Raw genomic sequence first — 16643 nt, 5'->3', positions numbered from 1 at the left:
CCTCCTCCTTAAGTTCTCATGACCAATTCTTGATAGATGACGGAAATAAAGGCCACGATCTGTTGGACCAAGCTGAAAAACAGCAAACTGATAAAAGCCATAAACCCCATGGCGACCAGGGTGAGCATCATAATTCCGATTGTTTTGGACGGGGAAAACTGATGCACCGTCATATTGCCGACAAACAGCAGATAAACGAACCAGAGAACCGCAACGGAGTTGGAAAAATAATAGAAGGCGGTCTCTTGCAGCGACACGAGATTGCTGAGCCAGATCCATGGAAACTGTATGATCACGAGCGGCAGGAGCGCGAAGCAGGTCGACGTAAAAATTTCGACGAATTTGCCCTCGCCGTCCATCAAGGTCGTAAGCGACCAGTTAGCCACGCACCAGAACAAGATCGGCACGATCACATATACGATTTCCATGACGCTGTTCATGCTCTCGGGATTGTACACATGGACTAGAAAACCGCTGTACTGGCTCCCCAAAATGTTCGTAACGGCAACCAGAAACAATACGCAAAACGAGATGATCAACGTGAATTTTCGATTGCGATCGTATTTCAGGTCCCAATAGCCCTCAAAGGGATGAACCATGAGATTTAGGGGAAACCGAATCCATTCCCTGCTCATGCGGAAGCCCCCTTTCTTCGTTCCTTCACTTTCCGAAGCCTGGATGCGGCAAATATCCCGATTCCGGCCAAGAACAGCATGGTCATGATCAACGGAAAATGTTCCCTCATGACCGCTTTGCGGTATAGCAGGAATGCTTTCGAATAGTTTTTCTGATCCAAGCTGCGTTTGAAATGCATCATGGCACCCTTATAATCGCCTTGACGAAGCAAGGCTTTGCCGATCCCCGCATAGGCGAATTCCAGATTGGCATTCATGGCGATCGTTCGATTAAACAACGCAAAAGCGGTCTCTTCCTCGCCACGATAGTAGCTTTTGACGGCTTCATTCAGCGTTCGACCGTATTCGGTCGTTCGGAAGACGGTAATTTCGCCAAGCGCTTTATCCAATACAAGAAAATCCTCGCCGATTCGGTCGATGGCGGCCGGCGTATGAAATTGGCCCATTTGGTTCCCCAGCCCGCCGAATACGTACATCAGATGTCCGTCCCCGTTGTAAGTGAACACCCGTCCCCGCTTGCCATCGAGAATGGAGTATATCTCGCTGTCGGTAACATCGATGTCGATCAGCTTAGAAGGACCTTCGCTGCTGAGGTAAAGAATGTCGCCCTGCGGGTCGGAATACCCCGTTCTTCTTAAAATATCGCTGCCTTGCGCATTAAGCTTCTTAATGTTATTTCCCCACTGGTCCCCGTTCGTGGCATAGATGAACCCTTCCGAGTCAATATCCAGATTCGTAAACTCCGTAGGCGTAAACATGACCATCTGACTGCGCTGCGCCTTGGTCGAGATTTGCTTCCAGAAATATTCGATCGGATCGATATAAACGCGATTCGCGCCGATGAAGGTAGTAAACGCCCCTTCGGCATCGAATTCCATGAAACCGTCAAACACGCCGGCAGCCATGATGTAAGTTCGCTGCGCATGGTCCATGACGACCCGGACGGGTTCGAATTTAAACGAATCCTGCAGTAGCTCCGACTCCGGCGAATCGATGATCTTGATCAGTTGAAAATCCGAATCCAAGTGAACCACCCGTTTGTTTCCAGTGTCCGCTACGAGCACCTCGCCGTCATCAGTCACGAAGATTCCTTGCGGTTGTAGAAATGTATCCGGCTCGCCCTCTCTTGTGAAGGAATCCACGGTGGTTACCAGCTTTAGATCATGGTCCAGCACAACGATCCGATTGTTGCCGGAATCCAGCACGTATACGCGATTGTCGGCGGTGACGTGAAGATCGCTCGGCTCTTGGAAAGCACCCGTCCCCAGATCCGAGCCGCTTATCAATTCAGCCGCCACATAAGCGGCCGGCGCTGCTGCAGCATCGCCCCAATAAGAATAAATATAGGAGTCCGAGGCGCTCTCGGCGCTTACGTTCCCCGCTCCTGCCCCAACCCCCAATAAGCAGCAGATCATGATGAGGAGAGGCGTTTTCAGTTTGCGCAAGCTGTTCATCAATCTGACATGCCTCCTTTCTAGTCCTTCATCCCTGAAGTGGCCATCGTCTGCATGACACTGCTCTGGGAGATGATAAAGAGCGTAATGGGAACGATCATCAGGAGCAGTGCAACAGCCGCGCCGACGCCGGCTCTTGCGATTCCGCCTTCCGTGATCTGTCCGAGCGCGAAATGTAACGTCTTCAGATGCTCGCTGTAAATGAAGCTGCCCCCATCGCTGCCCCAAAGTGCCGGAAATTGTAAAATCATTAGCGTCAGCCAGGCAGGCTTCACGTTCGGCATCACAATGGACCAGTAAATCCGATATTCGCTGGCCCCGTCGATTTTGGCTGCCTCAAGCAGGGCATCGGGAATCTGCTCCATGAATTGCTTCATCAGAAACAGCCCAAGCGGAAATGCCAAGGAAGGCACGATGATGGAGGCATGCGTATTGATCCAACCCAGCCAAGACATGACCATATAGTTGGGGATCGCCGTAACATGGGGCGAAAACATCAAGGCGAGCACCACAATCGAAAACAGCGCCCTTGAGCCGGGAAACCGGTATTTGGCCAGCGGATAGGCTGCTGCAGACGCCAGCAGGATATGTCCAGCCGTGCCAATGATGGTGATCAACAGCGTGTTTGCGAAATAACGCGATAAGGGTACCCACGAATTCCCCATTAACACCATCAAATCCAGGAAATTATCCATCGTCGGATTGTTCACGAAGAACCGCGGAGGGAATATGAACAATTCGTCCAGCGGTTTGAATGCGTTGTTCACCGCGTAAATCAAGGGCAATGCCATGAAGGCTCCGAACAAGGCGAGCAGCGCAAACAGCAAAATGCTAACGGGCAAAGAACGGTTCAGCGTTCTCGGCAGCCGGAAATATCGAATCATTTTCGCAGCCAACGTTACTCACCTATCCTTCTCAACATTTTTTGCGTTAATTTGTTGGTTCCGACCATCAGCAAGAACAGGAACGTCGCAATGGCCGATGCGTAGCCGAGTTCGAAGCGGATCGTGCCGAAGTCCATCAGATGGGTGACAATGGTGTGCGCCGCATAGTTAACGCTCGGAAACCCGGCGAGCGCGATGGAGATATCCGCGACCGCGAATGCGGTTGTGATCTGCATCACGGCCCCGAACATCAGCTGCGGCCTCATGGACGGCAGCGTAATATACCAGAGCTCCTGCCAGCGATTCTTGATGCCGTCCATCGCCCCCGCTTCGATCAGCGACTTGTCGATCGTTTGCAGGCCGGCGATAAACGCCAAAAAGCTGGTGCCCAGGCTCAGCCAAAGCTGTACGATAATCACGATCCATAGAATATAGTTTTCATTCAGGAGCCATTGAATCGGTTCCAGGATAAAGCCGGCCTTCATCAGAAACCCGTTTAAATACCCATAGCTGTCACCTGAGAAGATGATGAGCCAAATGAAGTAAACGTTGCCCGATATCGATGGCGCATAAAAGACCAACGTCATGAACGCCCGCACTTTGGGCGACAATTCATTAATGATCCATGCGAATACAAAACAGGCGATATAACTGACGGGACCGGTAATGACGGCGAACATCAGCGTATTCTTCAAGGCGATCATAAAGATATCATCATTCAGAAACAGCCTCGAATAATTTTGCCAACCGACGAATCTCGGAAATTCCAGCATGTTGAAATAGAAGAAACTTAGGGCAAAGGAAAAGACCACCGGAATGACCGTAAACAGAAAGAAAATAATCATATACGGACTCATCAGCAAATAATAGTGCTTGCTTCGCTTCAACTCTTTTATGAAAGAGACCCAACGGCTGTTCTTCTGCACATTCGCTTTGGGGCTCTTTACGGTTTGAATTACTGGTTCTCCTTGCATTGACTACCGCACCTCCCCTGTTAATATGGCAAATTGAACTCCTTCCGCTTGATCTCGATTTCATCGTTAATGTACAAAATATAATCGGATAAGGCTTCGCGCGGATTTTCGCTGGCATTTACCACTTTCCTGAAAGCATTGTCCAAATGCCGGCCTGTGAAATATCCTCCGGGCACCTGCGGAATGCCTCGTACCCACCGCCATTGGTTATCCAAATTCCGATAATCCTTCACCGGCCATGGCAGCTCCTCCAGCGCTTCGATGTTGGCCGTCGGATAGCGGGCAGCCTCTCCCATCAAGCCTTCCATCTCTCGACCATACGCAATTTGCGTCTCCTTGTCGGTCCACCACTTCAGAAATTCCCAAGCGGCCGCTTTGCTCTTCGAATTTTGAAGCAGCATGACGGCTGTCGTATGGCTGGCAACCTCGTGGTTCACGGTACCGTCCTCGCGTTCAGTCCCCGGCACAATCGTGAAATCCCACAGCCCCTTAATCTCGGGGGCCATGACCGTCAGCATGTTGTACGTCGTGTAATCCGCAATCCCGATCGGCATTTCCCCGGTCCGGAAACGGTTCGGGAAATCCGCTTGCAGCGGGAACTTGTAGCTGGTATAGAACTGCGTCCACTTCTTGAATGCCTCCATGGAGATATCCGAGTCGAGTGCACTCTTCGTATCGTTATCGCGGTAAAACTGCCCGCCGTTCTGGTACAGCAGCATCGCGAACGTCGCATTCGGGACCAGGCTTGCGTTGGTGGCTTCCAGCGGCAAATAAAATTGCATGTTGTGCTTCTGAAGCACGGAAATCAAGTCATAGATTTCTTGCCAGGTCGCGGGCGGCTTCAAGCCAAGTTCCTCCAAAATATCCTTGCGATAAAACAACATCGGGAAGGTCTGCTGCTCAGGCAAGGCGTAAACCCCGCCGTTATATTTGTACGGCTCCAGCCCGCTGTCGCGGAATCGGGTGACCACCTCTTCGAAATCATCGAATTTCGTTAAATCGGCTGCAGCGCCCCTCATCGCGTAGTTGACCGGCACGTCCTCGCCGATTTGCATGGCGACATCCGGACCTTCACCGGCAAGCGTGGCTGGCAGAAGGATATTTCCCGGAACAAGCCGGAGATGCACCGGAATACCCGACTCAGGCGTAAACGTGTCGTCGATCAATGCTTTCAGTACTTGCGCCTGATCGCGTCCGGTCGTTATCCACACGGTAATGGCATCTTCTTCATCGCCGGCGTTCCCGATGGTGTCATAATCTTCCGTATACGAAGCTGCGTAAGCGCCTAACTCATGGCCCGCGACCTCGAAAAACGACGCGTCCGGTTTGGGCAGCTTGCGATCCGGCGAATGAACGATTAGATAATCAAGCGAGATAGGCTGCTCTTTAATCTGCAGCATCCAGGTTCCGAGACCGCCCACGTTCACCTTATACGTGTCCAAGCGCTTGGCGACGGTTTCGGGATTTTCGGCGAGCTCGTTCAGCTGGTGCACCATTGAGTGCAGAACGGCCACCTTGTCGCTTCGCTCGCCTGTCGCTTCTTCCAGGTAATCGGCCACGCTTTGAATGATTTCGGCCTGCTCGGTGAACACCTCCACCATATCCGGAATCCGCTTCTCCAATTGATAATCCCGGAACGGATCCGGCGTATTGGAGGTGATCATTAGTATTTTGCGGTACATTTCGTTCAGTTCCAGCACGCTGGATTCTATCGTCTGCAAGAGCGGCGCGATCTCGCCAAGAGACACCATCATTCGGATCTGATGCGTCCCTTTGGTGAAATGGAATAAATAAGGTTCTTCCTCGCCCAGCACGTTCATTTGCCAATCGCGGTCATAATGAAAGCGGATTCGTTTCATTTCCTCAAAGGGAAACTCCCCGTCGATCATAAGGCTTCGTGTGGCAAATACGCCCCGGAGCTGGTCCTGCTTTTGCTTCAAGGCGATTTGGTACAAACCGTCTTCTTCCACCTCGAACTCCCATTCGATCCATTGCCCCGGCAGCTTCCAGTTAACGCCTCCGATGGTGTTGATTCTGATTTTGGAAACGTCGTACGGCTCAACGGTCGGGCTGGATCTGTCGGATGTAGGATACAAGGTCGGCGACGATTTCCGCTTGGCATCCTCCGCCTGGATCAGAATGTACTGATCCCGGGTCGGCTCCAAGCCCTCGGACTCATATTCATTCGCCAGCTCCTCGTATGTTCTCAAGGCATGATCCTGGTACAGCTCGATATAATCAATGGCCATCGGCTCCCGCAAGGACGTTAGCGTAAGCTTCTGCTTGCCCTTGTCAAAATAAAAGGAATACGGCTCATCATAGTAGCCGTACCGATCGGAGAGCGGCGCAAGCTGCCAGGAAGGCTGCTCGATCTGCCTTGGCCGCAGATCGTTTCCGCGGTTATCCTGCCTGATTTCCTCGTCCCGGTTTCCCCATACTCTGTCGAATAGCACGATATCCGCTCCCTTGAAAGGCACCTTGTCATTGATAGAGAATTGCCTTTCGATCGCCGAGCTCTTCCCTTCAATCGGATAATATCGGATCCGGACATGGTATAAGCCCGGTTCTTCCACGTTCAAGTCCCATGAGATAGAGCCTGCCTCTGGCGTGATCACGGATTTCCCTTCGGAGCCGTGTAATTTCTCCGCGATCTCGAATCCCTCCCCGGAGGTTGATACAAAGGACTCGCCTTCGATGCGGACGATGCGGTCCGGGCGGCTCGCCGATGCATGGGCGTCTAAATACTGGCTGTACCCGTCCTGCCCTTCCGTTTCTATGACCGCTTCAAAGTCGGAGATCGCTTGAACGAAGCCTTGGTTTGTCGATTTCGAAGGGTAGAAGGCCCATAGAGACAAAAAAAATAGGACGATGACAAGTATGGCGCTACCGAAACGCTTCTTCCTGGTGTTCAATTTCTCTCCCTCCCATACGGTTAATCCATCCAATGACAGTCCCTGCCGCAGCAATGCGCTGCGCAGGGACGATCGGTTCTTCGGCTAATGTTCAAGGTTACTTGCCATATACTTCGTCGATAGCCGCTTGGAACGTTGACTTGTATTTCTCAACAACGGTGGAAACGGATATTCCTTCATTCAGCTCGCCGACGAACTCCCAATATGGAAGTTTCGGAAAGGAGCCATGTTCCAGCACGATCAGGTTAGGGGCAGCCAGTCGCGCGTTGTTAAGGTCGTCCTCTGTCGAAAACACGGTCTCATAATCGGCTTGGTCCGGGTACTCATAGATGGAATCGATGTCATTGATCTTCTCCCAAATATATAAGAGCTGCTCCGGATTCTCGACTGATTTCGGAATCGCCAACGCCTGATATGCACCTTCCAAGGTATGGTAGGTTGTCGCGTTCGGTCCTTTCGGGAATGGTACGAAGCCGATATCGAAATCCGGCATATCCGTCTTGATTCCGCCAAGCTCATATAGTGCCCCTGCATACATTAACGTGTTGCCTTGGCGGAAAAACTGGCTCGGCTCCCTCCAATCGCCGCCTTCCGTCGGTCTGGCGATCTTCTCCGTAGCCAACCGGGAAACAAAGTTCAGGGCTTCCAATGTCGCGGGATCTTCAAGTGTCTGTTTGTTCTCTTTTGTAAGCCCGGTGTTGTTGGAATAAAGTGCATGCTCGATCAGGGATGAATTCGCGAGGCCCCAGGTATCCAACTTTCCGTCATTGTTTGTATCCTTATTCGAATCCTTGGCCACTTGAATAAACGTGTCCCAGTTCCATTGATCCTCATTCACATAATCCTGAAGCGGCTTTAAGCCCAGTTGATTCATAAGCGTACGGTTATAGAAAATGCCTTGGACAGTGTTTCCACGGGTCTCGCTAAACCCATAGCCTCTGCCTTCGTAAGTGAAGATTTGATTCGATGCCAATTGATCGAAAGCCCGAACGTTTTTCGTATACTCATCGATCGGCCAAAGTAAGTCCTGTTTGACAAGCGCCGGAATCGTATAGTTTTTGCCCAATCGTACGATATCGCCGATCGGCTCGCCGGCTAACAGGGAAGCCGTAACTTTCTCTTGGTATTCGCCGAAGTCGATGGCGATATATTCGATTTTGAAATTATGCTTCTCCATGAGCGCATCCAAATTCTTCTTTTTTGCAATCTCGTCCGGATTCCTTTCCTGATTCGTCATATCCCACCAAGAGACGACTTTAATCGTCTTACCGCCTAAATCGAAATCCATTTCCGGCGTTCTGTAAACTTCCTCCTCCTCCCCTCCGCTGTTTTCCGTCTCGCCAGGTTCCTTCGACGTCTCGTTTTCAGTGCCGCTATTCGTCTCCGATTCCACGGTTTCTTGGGTGCCGCTGCTTGGGTTACCCGAGCCTCCGCTGCAGGCTGCAAGCAGCAGAACCAATCCTAATAACAGAACCAATAATTTGCGAACACGCATCTTTAATCCCCCTCAACGTTTGATGTTTGGTCCAGATTCATCCAAAGTTTAGCGCTTACATTTCCATGCAACAACCTGGGGAAATCGAGATATTCTACCCCTGAAACGCTAGAAGGCCGTCTCCTGCAACGGCTTGTCCGCCGAGCTTTTTCAACCCAAGCTTTGCAAGAAGTAAAGAACGGTTAGCAATGCAAAGAAAAGCACATTGTGGAAATGGGGCGCCGGACAACATAATGTAAGCGTAACCAATTTAATGGATATTCCGCTTATCGCAATATATGGGGAGGGAGTCATCATGTCTAAGTTACTGTATATCAATCTGGGCTGCTGCTCCGATGATGCGCTTCGCCTGCAGGATTGGGGCAAATGCGGGATGAACATGGAAATTTGCGATGATGATTCTGAGTCATCGCTGCATCGGATTGAGGAGAACGGCTATTCACTGGCGGTTATCAACATGAACGGCAGCCCCAAGAAAGGGCTGGAGCTGTGCGGCCGGATCCGGAGGGTAAGCCGTTTGCCCATCATTGTTGTCGAGGATACCATGGAATTTGCCTTCATCCGCAAAGCGCTGCAGCTGCAGGTAAGCGATTACGTACCCAGCACGTTGCCGGCTGAAGAACTGGTGAAAAGCGTAGCTGCTGTTAACGCGAACCAACGCCGCACTGAGGATGACGTCATTCACAGGGTCAAGGAATATGTGGGGAAAAAGCTGCACGAAAATATTACGCTCAAAGACATTTCAAGCAAATTCCATTTCAACCGCTCCTATCTTGGCCAAAAGTTCAAAAACCATGAAAATATGAGCTTTAACGAATATTTGTTCATTCAGCGCATGGAAAGAGCGAAAATGCTGCTGGAGCAAACGGATCTGAAGATTTACGAAATTGCGAATGAGGTGGGCTATACCGAAATCGACTGGTTTTATAAGCGATTTAAATCCTATACCGGCGTAAGCGCGAACGAATATCGGAAGATGGTCGCCTCCTAATCTGCCAGCCCAATGCAAATAAGTCCTTGGGTTATCCAAGGACTGCTGCCTGGCCATACGCCTGGTCGCTGCACTTATTGCGCTCCATCGCGGCTTAGCCTGACGGTTCGGTATTCCTGCGGCGTCAGGCCGGTCCATTTTTTAAAAAAACGGGTAAACGATTGCGGCATTTCGTATCCGATCAAACCACCGACCTCGGCTATCTTCAGTTCTTCCCTCTTCAGAAGCTCCTTCGCTTTGCGAATCCTGAGTTCGTCCATATAATCCGATAAATTGACGCCCCTTTCCTGCTTAAACAGCCTTGATAAGTAAGATGGATTGAAATGAAATTCATCCGCCAGCCTGACAAGGGACAGATCCTCGCTGAGGTTTTGTTCAATGAATGAACAAATTTTTTCAATGACGCCGGCAGCCCTCTTCTGTTCTCCGCTTTTCCGGAGTGAAAACAAAACGTCAGCAACGCCTTTCAAATAACCGAAGGCTTCCCTCCACGAACGATAGTCTTCCAGCTTCATCAGGCCGAACGAACCGATCTCACGGATTTCCCACCGATTGATGTAAGACAGAAGCACAAGCGCAACCGTATAGCAAAGCTCCGTCATATTGGGATCCCCCCGCTCGAGTTCGTAAGCTGCCGGTTCGGTCAAGTCATCGAACAGCCCCATGAACTCCTCTCTTCTGCCGGCTTCCAAATGGACGGCCAGCGTCTCGAACTTATCGCGCAAGGATCTGTTAAGAATCGTAGCGGACGGCGCGGCTTCCTCGCTCGGAAACACCTTCTGGACCATCCGCGTTCCGTCACCGGTCCGATCATGCTGGTACCGTCTCATTTTATCGTATATGGCAGGCAGTCCTTCCCAGGCGAATGCCTCACCGCATAGTGTCACGGCTACCGACGCCTCAAGCGATTCCAGGCAGGATTGCTGAATCAGCTCAAACGTTCCCTCCAGAAACATGACCGTCTGTGCGAAAGCGTCCGTCCATTCCGATCCGCTCCACCGCTTGGGCTGGATGAGCCAGATCAGATCCCCGTATCGATCGATGAAACCGATGCTGCTCGTCCGCTCTGCCAGGAAAGCCTCTGCCAGAAACTTAACCGCAAGCGCCGTCTCCCGACGGTCGACATACGTGGGGGATCTTCCCGCGGACCCGCCAGACGTTACGCTGCCCAGCCCGATCAGAATCGGCATGGACGCATCCAGCGGAATTTGCAGGCGCCTGAAGTCTTCCTCCAATTCCCGTTCGAAGAGCACGTCGTGGAATAACAAATTTCGAAAATAGTCCCCGTGGGCAAGCGTCTCCAGCGTATCCAGCTGCTCTTTCGACCGCCGGATCAGATCATTCGCCCGCAGCGTCTCTTCCAGTTCCTTGAGCGCTCGCTCGACGGCCGCGATCAATTTCGGGTAGCCTTCGTTTTTGAGCACGTATTGCACGTCCGGCGCTTGAATCGCTTGATAGACATAATTGAAGTCGTTATGCCCTGTCAGGAACACGATTTTGCACTGCGGCCAATTGAGACGTATCGTTTCCATCAGCTCCAGGCCGTCCATGCCTGGCATGCAGATATCGGATAGTACGACATCGACCCGCGTCCGGTTCAACAGTTCCAGCGCCTCTTGCCCCGAATAGGCTTTGTAGATGTCCAGGTCAAGGTTCAATTTTCCGAAAATATCCGCCAGCCCATCGGTGATAATTTCTTCGTCGTCAACGATCAACATTCTATACACTTGACGGTTCACCTCCATCGCCAAGAAGTATTGTTACGGCAAGCCCCCCAAGCTCGCTACGTTCTGTCCGTAATCCGGCATCCTCCCCGAATGTGATGCGGATCCGGCGATGAATGTTCACCATCCCTGTCGTTTCGGCCTGGTCCTGTTCCTCATACAAGGACTTCCGGATCTGCTCCAGCGCCTCGTCCGTCAACCGGTCTCCGTTATCCTCCACGATGACGCGAGCCTGGCCGTCCGCCCCTTCGAATCGCACCACAATCAAACCATTCTTCGTCTTTTTTTCTAGGCTGTGCTTGAATGCGTTTTCAATGATCGGTTGAACGATCAACCGCGGCACGGGAAGCGGCCGCAGCTCATCCGGCAGCGGATCAAAGCGTACCTGAATCCTTCTCGAAAACCGTAGCTCCTGAATTTCTGCATACATTCTCGCATGATGAACTTCCTGCTCCAATGCAACCAAATCCGATGCATTCCTCGTCACGAATTCGAAATACTCCCCGAGCAGCGTCGTAAATTGTTCGATCCGTTCCGTATCTCCCGTCTTGGCCATCGTATTCAGGATAAAAAAGCTGTTATATAAAAAGTGCGGGTTGATTTGCGATTGCAGCTGCTTCAGCTCCGCCCGCTGCGTCATGATTTTCTGCTTGTAGACTTGATCGATCAAAGAGCGCAAATTGTCCACCATCTGGTTAAACCTGCCGTATAAGTACCTGAACTCGTCCTTGGATTCATGGGCGATATGGATGCTCAGATCCCCGTGCTCGATCCTTCTGAAGCCTTTAACTAAAGCCAGCATAGGTTTGTGGATGAACTTATAGGTAGACAGCGCAAAAACGCCAAATATCCCCAGCGCCGCTGCGGCAAATCCCCATGCCCATTTGTAGAACTTGCTCAGCGGCTTCTGTACGACCTTCTCGGGAATGAAACGATAGATCGACAGCGCTAGCTCCGGCGAGTGGGCCTGCACGGCATAGTATCGGTTCCCGTTTACGGTCAGCCGCGAAGGAGTGTCCTCCAGGAGCGCCGGGATTTCCCGCAGGAAAAGGGGGAGGCTAACGTTAGCCAGCTCCCCTGTCCCGTTCGCGACGGCAACCTTGGCGCTGTCCGACAGGAGCAGCGTTCCGCTGCCGGGGTACGTATTGAATTGGGCGAGCGCTTCCTGCAGCCGCTGCTCGTCCAGCTCGATCTCGACCGTGAACAGCGGCTCTGCCCTTTTGATACCCCGCTGTTTCATGGCGCCAAGGAACAAGCCTCCGTTCCATTCAATGAGCTGAGAGCCGCTGCCAAAGACGGAACGGATTTCCCGGAAGCGTTCGGGCCTAAATTCACGCACCCCATCTCCGGCTGAAATCGTGCGGCCGATAGCCGCGATATGAACACTGACATCCTTGATATACATGCTGCTGTTCTGAACAGTATACAGCCGCTTGATCAACGAATTCATGTTCTCGGTACGGGCGATCGTCGCCATCGTCTCCCAGGTCAGGACCAGTTCATTCAGGTTTTCATCCTCCAGCAGGCTGTACTGCAGCATTTTCATGCGTTCGATTTCGTTTTCCAGATCGGTCAGGTAGAATTCGGATTGCGCCGCTGCCGTCTTGGTAATGTCGGAGCTGGCCGTTTGCACGTTCCAATGGTAAAGATACACGGCAAATAACAGAATCGGCACCATAATGAGCAGAAACGTCACGATCAACCGGAGAAATATCGTATTGCGCAGTGAAAAGTCCCGTCGGAACATCAATGGCATTGCCCCCAGCATTTTTTATTCGATTATAGCCTACATCTCGTCAGGGCAGCCAGACTTATGGCGGGCAACATCGACTTGCGCTGTGTCCTTAGCCCTTAGCCCTTCACGCTTCCGAGAACGATGCCCTTTACGAAATATTTCTGCAAGAACGGGTATGCCAAAATAATCGGAAGCGAGCCGAGAAAGATCTGCGACGATTTCAGCGTCCGATCGGAGATCAGCGCCAGGTTCAGCATATCGTCCCTCGACATATTCGACAGGTTTTGCTGGATTACGATCGTTTGAATATAGCTTTGCAGCGGATAATTGGACGGGTCTCCCATCAGCAGCAGTCCGTCGAACCAGCTGTTCCAGTGCTCAACCATGGAAAACAAAGCAAGCGTGGCAAGCGCAGGCTTGGATATCGGGACAAAAATCGACCACATGGTCCGCCAGTGGCTCGCTCCGTCGATGAGCGCCGCCTCTTCAAGCTCCTTCGGAATTTCCCTGAAAAAATTAAGCAGCAGAACGACGCTGAACACGGGAACCGCGCTCGGCAAAATCAATGCCCATATCGTATCCAGCATGCCGTATTCTTTTATCGTTGAATACCAAGGAATCAGGCCGCCATTAAACAGCATCGTGATGAAAAAGATCCACGCGTACGCGCTCCGAAGCCGAAAAGAACGTGTCTCTTTCGATAACGGGTAGGCAATCAACACGGTCAGCAGCAAATTAAGCGGAGTGCCCAAGCCGATCCTCGTGAGCGACACCAGCATCGAATCCCAAAACTCGTGGCGGCTTGCCGTATACATGTAGGAAGCCAGCGTCACGTCGACAGGCCACAGCTTCACATATCCCGCCGAAGCCGCCGCGCTGGAACTAAAGGAAACCGCAATGATGTGAATCAAAGGAAGAACGCAAATCAGCGAGATCAAAATCAAGAAAATGGCATTGATCAGGAAAAACCATTCAAACCGCCTTTTTTGCCGGATACGGCCCCCTTCAGCCGAAGATGGCACCAATCGTTGCTGCATCGTTTCCCCCCCTTAAAATATCCGGTATTTCGCAAACCGATAAGCCAAAAAGTAGGAGCCCGATATCAGCGTGAGCGATATGACCGATTTAAAAAATCCGACCGCCGTCGCCACCCCGTACTGGGCATCAAGCAAACCGATCCGATAAACGAACGTATCCAGAATGTCCCCGCTTTCGTACACTTGCGGGCTGTATAAATTAAACACCTGATCGAAGCCGGCATTCAGCAGCTGTCCCAGGCTTAACACCGACAACAGGACGATTACCATGCGCATGCCCGGAATCGTGATATGCCATATTTTCCGCCAGCGGTTCGCCCCGTCGATCGTTGCCGCTTCGTATAACCCCGGATCAATTCCGGTAATCGCAGCCAAGTACACGATCGTGCCGTACCCGAAGTTTTTCCACACGTCGGAAGCAATGAGCGTGAACGGAAACCATTCGTTATCGCCCAGGAAAAAGATCTTGGGGATGCCCAGCAGGCCGAGAAATCCGTTGACGATGCCTCCCGACGGGGAGAGGATATCGATCAGGATACCGCCAAGCACGACCCAGGACAGGAAATAAGGCAAGTAAATGGCCGTTTGGACCGATCGCTTGATCACATTGTTTTTGAGTTCGTTCAACAGGACGGCGAACACGATTGGAACAATGAGCCCCAAAATGAGCTTGAAGCTCGAAATAAACAGCGTATTCCACAAAACCTGCGTAAAATTCGGCAGGCTCATCACATACTCGAAATTGTTCCATCCGACCCATTGCTGATCGCCGAAGAGGCCTTTGGCAGGGATAAACCTCTGAAACGCGATCGTGATGCCGGCCATCGGAATGTACGAAAATAAAACGATTAGAATCAATCCCGGCAATATCATCACATGGAGCGGCAGCTCTCTTCGCCATTTCGCTTTCATTCGTGAACCTCCAATTCGTAGGTAACAGGTTCGGAGGGAGTAACGACAAGGTTCTCCCTCCGGCCCGGATTATCGCTTCGCCTGTTCGTACCACTCGTTGACTTCTTGCGTGATTTGATCCCCGCCGAGCTTTTTCCAATCCTCTACGAACTGGTCGAAGGTGTCGATGGATTCGCCTAAAATAATCTTGACGAAAACCTCGTTTTGCATTTTTTCGAGCGTCGTCTTGCGCTCGACCATCGTCGGCGTCGGAGCGCCGACGAATTTTTCCTGCAGGAATTGGTCGTTTTTATCGTATTGGTCGGCGATTCCCATGGAGCCCTGTTCCCCGTATATCCGTTCCCAGCCCCATAGCGCAAAGCCGTCGGATGAGCCCGATTCATAAGCTTCCAGTTTTTCCTGGATCGTCTTGGCCTCTCCGGTTAACTTCGAGAAATCGCCGGCCTTGCGCGCAGCATCGATTTCCCGGAATGCATCCACGTTCTTCATGACCGGATACGGCGTGACCGGAGACAGCTGCCACACGCTTTCGGCTTCCGGCGGCGCAAAGTATTTATCGAATTCGGCGGTTTTCCCCCAGTTTTTCTCGAGATGCAGATTGAACATTTTGATGACGGCTTCCGGATAGGCCGCATCCTTCTTGACGGCGAAGAATCGGGTGGTGCTGAATTTGAGCGGCACCTTCGGTGCTTCCCCCGATTCGGATACGATCGGGAACGCTTGCCACTGCGCATTCGGATCGTTATCGCGATTCAGCTGAAGCGGCCAAATGGAATTCCACTGCTCGCCGTACTCCATACCGATCTTGCCGGCCGAGATTTGCTCCGAAACCTTGCCTCCGTCTTTGATACCGAACTCTTGGTCGATCTGTCCGTTTTTGGACATCTCTTGCAAAACCTGAAGCGCCTTTTTCACTTCCGGCTGGATGCTCCCAAAGACGAGCTTGCCGGAGTCATCCTCGATCCAAATGTTAGGGTAGGCATTATATCCGGCCATAAACCCCTCAAGCCCCATCGCGCCCCCCCATAAATCCTTGGTAACGCCAAGTCCGTACGTATCCTGCACACCATTCCCGTCCGGATCGTTCTCCGTAAACGCTTTCGATATGGCGAGTACGTCAGCCATCGTTTTCGGCGGCGCAAGTCCCAGCTTCTCCAGCCAGTCCGTCCGGATCCAGATGTACATGGAACGCTCGATCGAGGATTCCAGTTGAGGAATCGCCATCAGCTTTCCGTCGAACGTAGCGGCGTCAAAAGCACTCGTCCCTTCTTGAAGCAGCACTTCCTTCGTCATTGGGGAAGCGTACGTTTCGTAAAGTTCCGTCATATCCATGATTTGGTCCGAATCCGCCAATTGCTTGAGCTGGGTGGCGTTGACCGGAATCACGTCCGGAAGGTCGCCCGAAGCCAGCGTCACGTTAATTTTCTGCAGGTATTGGTCGGAGGTTGGACTGCCTTTGACCACCCATTTGTACTTGACTTTGATGCCAAGCTCCTGCTCATACAATTGCGTCCATCGATTGTTGTCGATCGTTTCGTCTTTAAGCACGCCCAGCACGTTATTTTCCACGACGTCGCTAAGATCCCTTACGAACGATACCTCGACTGGCGGATCATATTTGCCGAAAGGGCCGTCATTCGCTATGGTGCTTGGATCGGTCTTGGACGTTTCGTTTGAACTGCCGCTGCCGGACCCGCTGACTCCGCAGGCCGAGAGCAGGAGTGACGCCATGAATAATACGGATATCGCTCTCCGCCATACTGAATTCCTTTTTTGCATTTGCATCCCCCGTTCCAATGGATTCAAGATCTGTACTTGGTTACGCTTTCATTATGGAATGGCGTGCATTCCGTTACAACGTTCATCTTTTTACTTTGCTTCTCCTTCATT

General features: G+C 51.7%; 12 protein-coding genes. 1 reads left to right on the top strand and 11 read right to left on the bottom strand.

The annotated features are described in order from the left end of the window. Positions 1–8 precede the first annotated feature (8 nt). From MKX76_RS05745 to MKX76_RS05720, 6 genes are all read right to left on the bottom strand, one after another. Positions 9–635: a Yip1 family protein gene (locus MKX76_RS05745; RefSeq protein WP_007130191.1), complete on the bottom strand. Its 627-nt coding sequence runs from the start codon at positions 633–635 to the stop codon at positions 9–11. Then, positions 632–2092, bottom strand: a complete 1461-nt coding sequence (locus tag MKX76_RS05740) for a hypothetical protein (protein WP_445669836.1) — start codon at positions 2090–2092, stop codon at positions 632–634. Before MKX76_RS05740 ends, MKX76_RS05745 begins: the two co-directional genes overlap by 4 nt. A gap of 17 nt (positions 2093–2109) precedes the next feature. Beyond that, positions 2110–2973 carry a carbohydrate ABC transporter permease gene (locus MKX76_RS05735; RefSeq protein ID WP_181469880.1) on the bottom strand — a complete coding sequence of 288 codons (864 nt, stop codon included), beginning with the start codon at positions 2971–2973 and terminating at the stop codon, positions 2110–2112. A 14-nt stretch (positions 2974–2987) separates the two neighbouring features. Next, positions 2988–3947: a carbohydrate ABC transporter permease gene (locus MKX76_RS05730; RefSeq protein ID WP_007130194.1), complete on the bottom strand. Its 960-nt coding sequence runs from the start codon at positions 3945–3947 to the stop codon at positions 2988–2990. Between the two features lie 20 nt (positions 3948–3967). Continuing rightward, positions 3968–6859, bottom strand: coding sequence for an extracellular solute-binding protein (locus MKX76_RS05725; protein WP_007130195.1), 2892 nt, complete (start codon positions 6857–6859; stop codon positions 3968–3970). A gap of 97 nt (positions 6860–6956) precedes the next feature. Beyond that, positions 6957–8354, bottom strand: a complete 1398-nt coding sequence (locus MKX76_RS05720; RefSeq protein WP_007130196.1) for an extracellular solute-binding protein — start codon at positions 8352–8354, stop codon at positions 6957–6959. 295 nt (positions 8355–8649) lie between these two features. On the opposite strand from MKX76_RS05720, the gene MKX76_RS05715 reads away from it, so the two are divergent. Continuing rightward, positions 8650–9345: a response regulator transcription factor gene (locus MKX76_RS05715; RefSeq protein ID WP_007130197.1), complete on the top strand. Its 696-nt coding sequence runs from the start codon at positions 8650–8652 to the stop codon at positions 9343–9345. Between the two features lie 74 nt (positions 9346–9419). On the opposite strand, the gene MKX76_RS05710 is transcribed toward MKX76_RS05715, so the two are convergent. From MKX76_RS05710 to MKX76_RS05690, 5 genes are all read right to left on the bottom strand, one after another. Further along, a complete protein-coding gene (locus MKX76_RS05710; protein WP_244152710.1) occupies positions 9420–11063 on the bottom strand; it encodes a response regulator transcription factor in 1644 nt (547 codons plus the stop codon). 1 nt (position 11064) lies between these two features. Next, positions 11065–12816 carry a sensor histidine kinase gene (locus tag MKX76_RS05705; protein WP_007130199.1) on the bottom strand — a complete coding sequence of 584 codons (1752 nt, stop codon included), beginning with the start codon at positions 12814–12816 and terminating at the stop codon, positions 11065–11067. 104 nt (positions 12817–12920) lie between these two features. Further along, positions 12921–13841 (bottom strand): carbohydrate ABC transporter permease, encoded by a 921-nt coding sequence (locus tag MKX76_RS05700; RefSeq protein ID WP_341033192.1) that lies wholly within the window; start codon positions 13839–13841, stop codon positions 12921–12923. Between the two features lie 12 nt (positions 13842–13853). After that, entirely contained in the window at positions 13854–14753 is a 900-nt protein-coding gene (locus MKX76_RS05695) for an ABC transporter permease (RefSeq protein ID WP_007130201.1), read from the bottom strand. Between the two features lie 69 nt (positions 14754–14822). Then, positions 14823–16532 carry an extracellular solute-binding protein gene (locus MKX76_RS05690; RefSeq protein WP_007130202.1) on the bottom strand — a complete coding sequence of 570 codons (1710 nt, stop codon included), beginning with the start codon at positions 16530–16532 and terminating at the stop codon, positions 14823–14825. Positions 16533–16643: the final 111 nt, after the last annotated feature.

Origin of the sequence: Paenibacillus sp. FSL R5-0810 (assembly GCF_038002285.1) — a bacterium.
Taxonomy (GTDB): Bacteria; Bacillota; Bacilli; order Paenibacillales; family Paenibacillaceae; genus Paenibacillus_AQ; species Paenibacillus_AQ lactis.
Note: the sequence above shows the minus strand (reverse complement) of the source record. Positions and strands in the feature narration are given on the sequence as shown.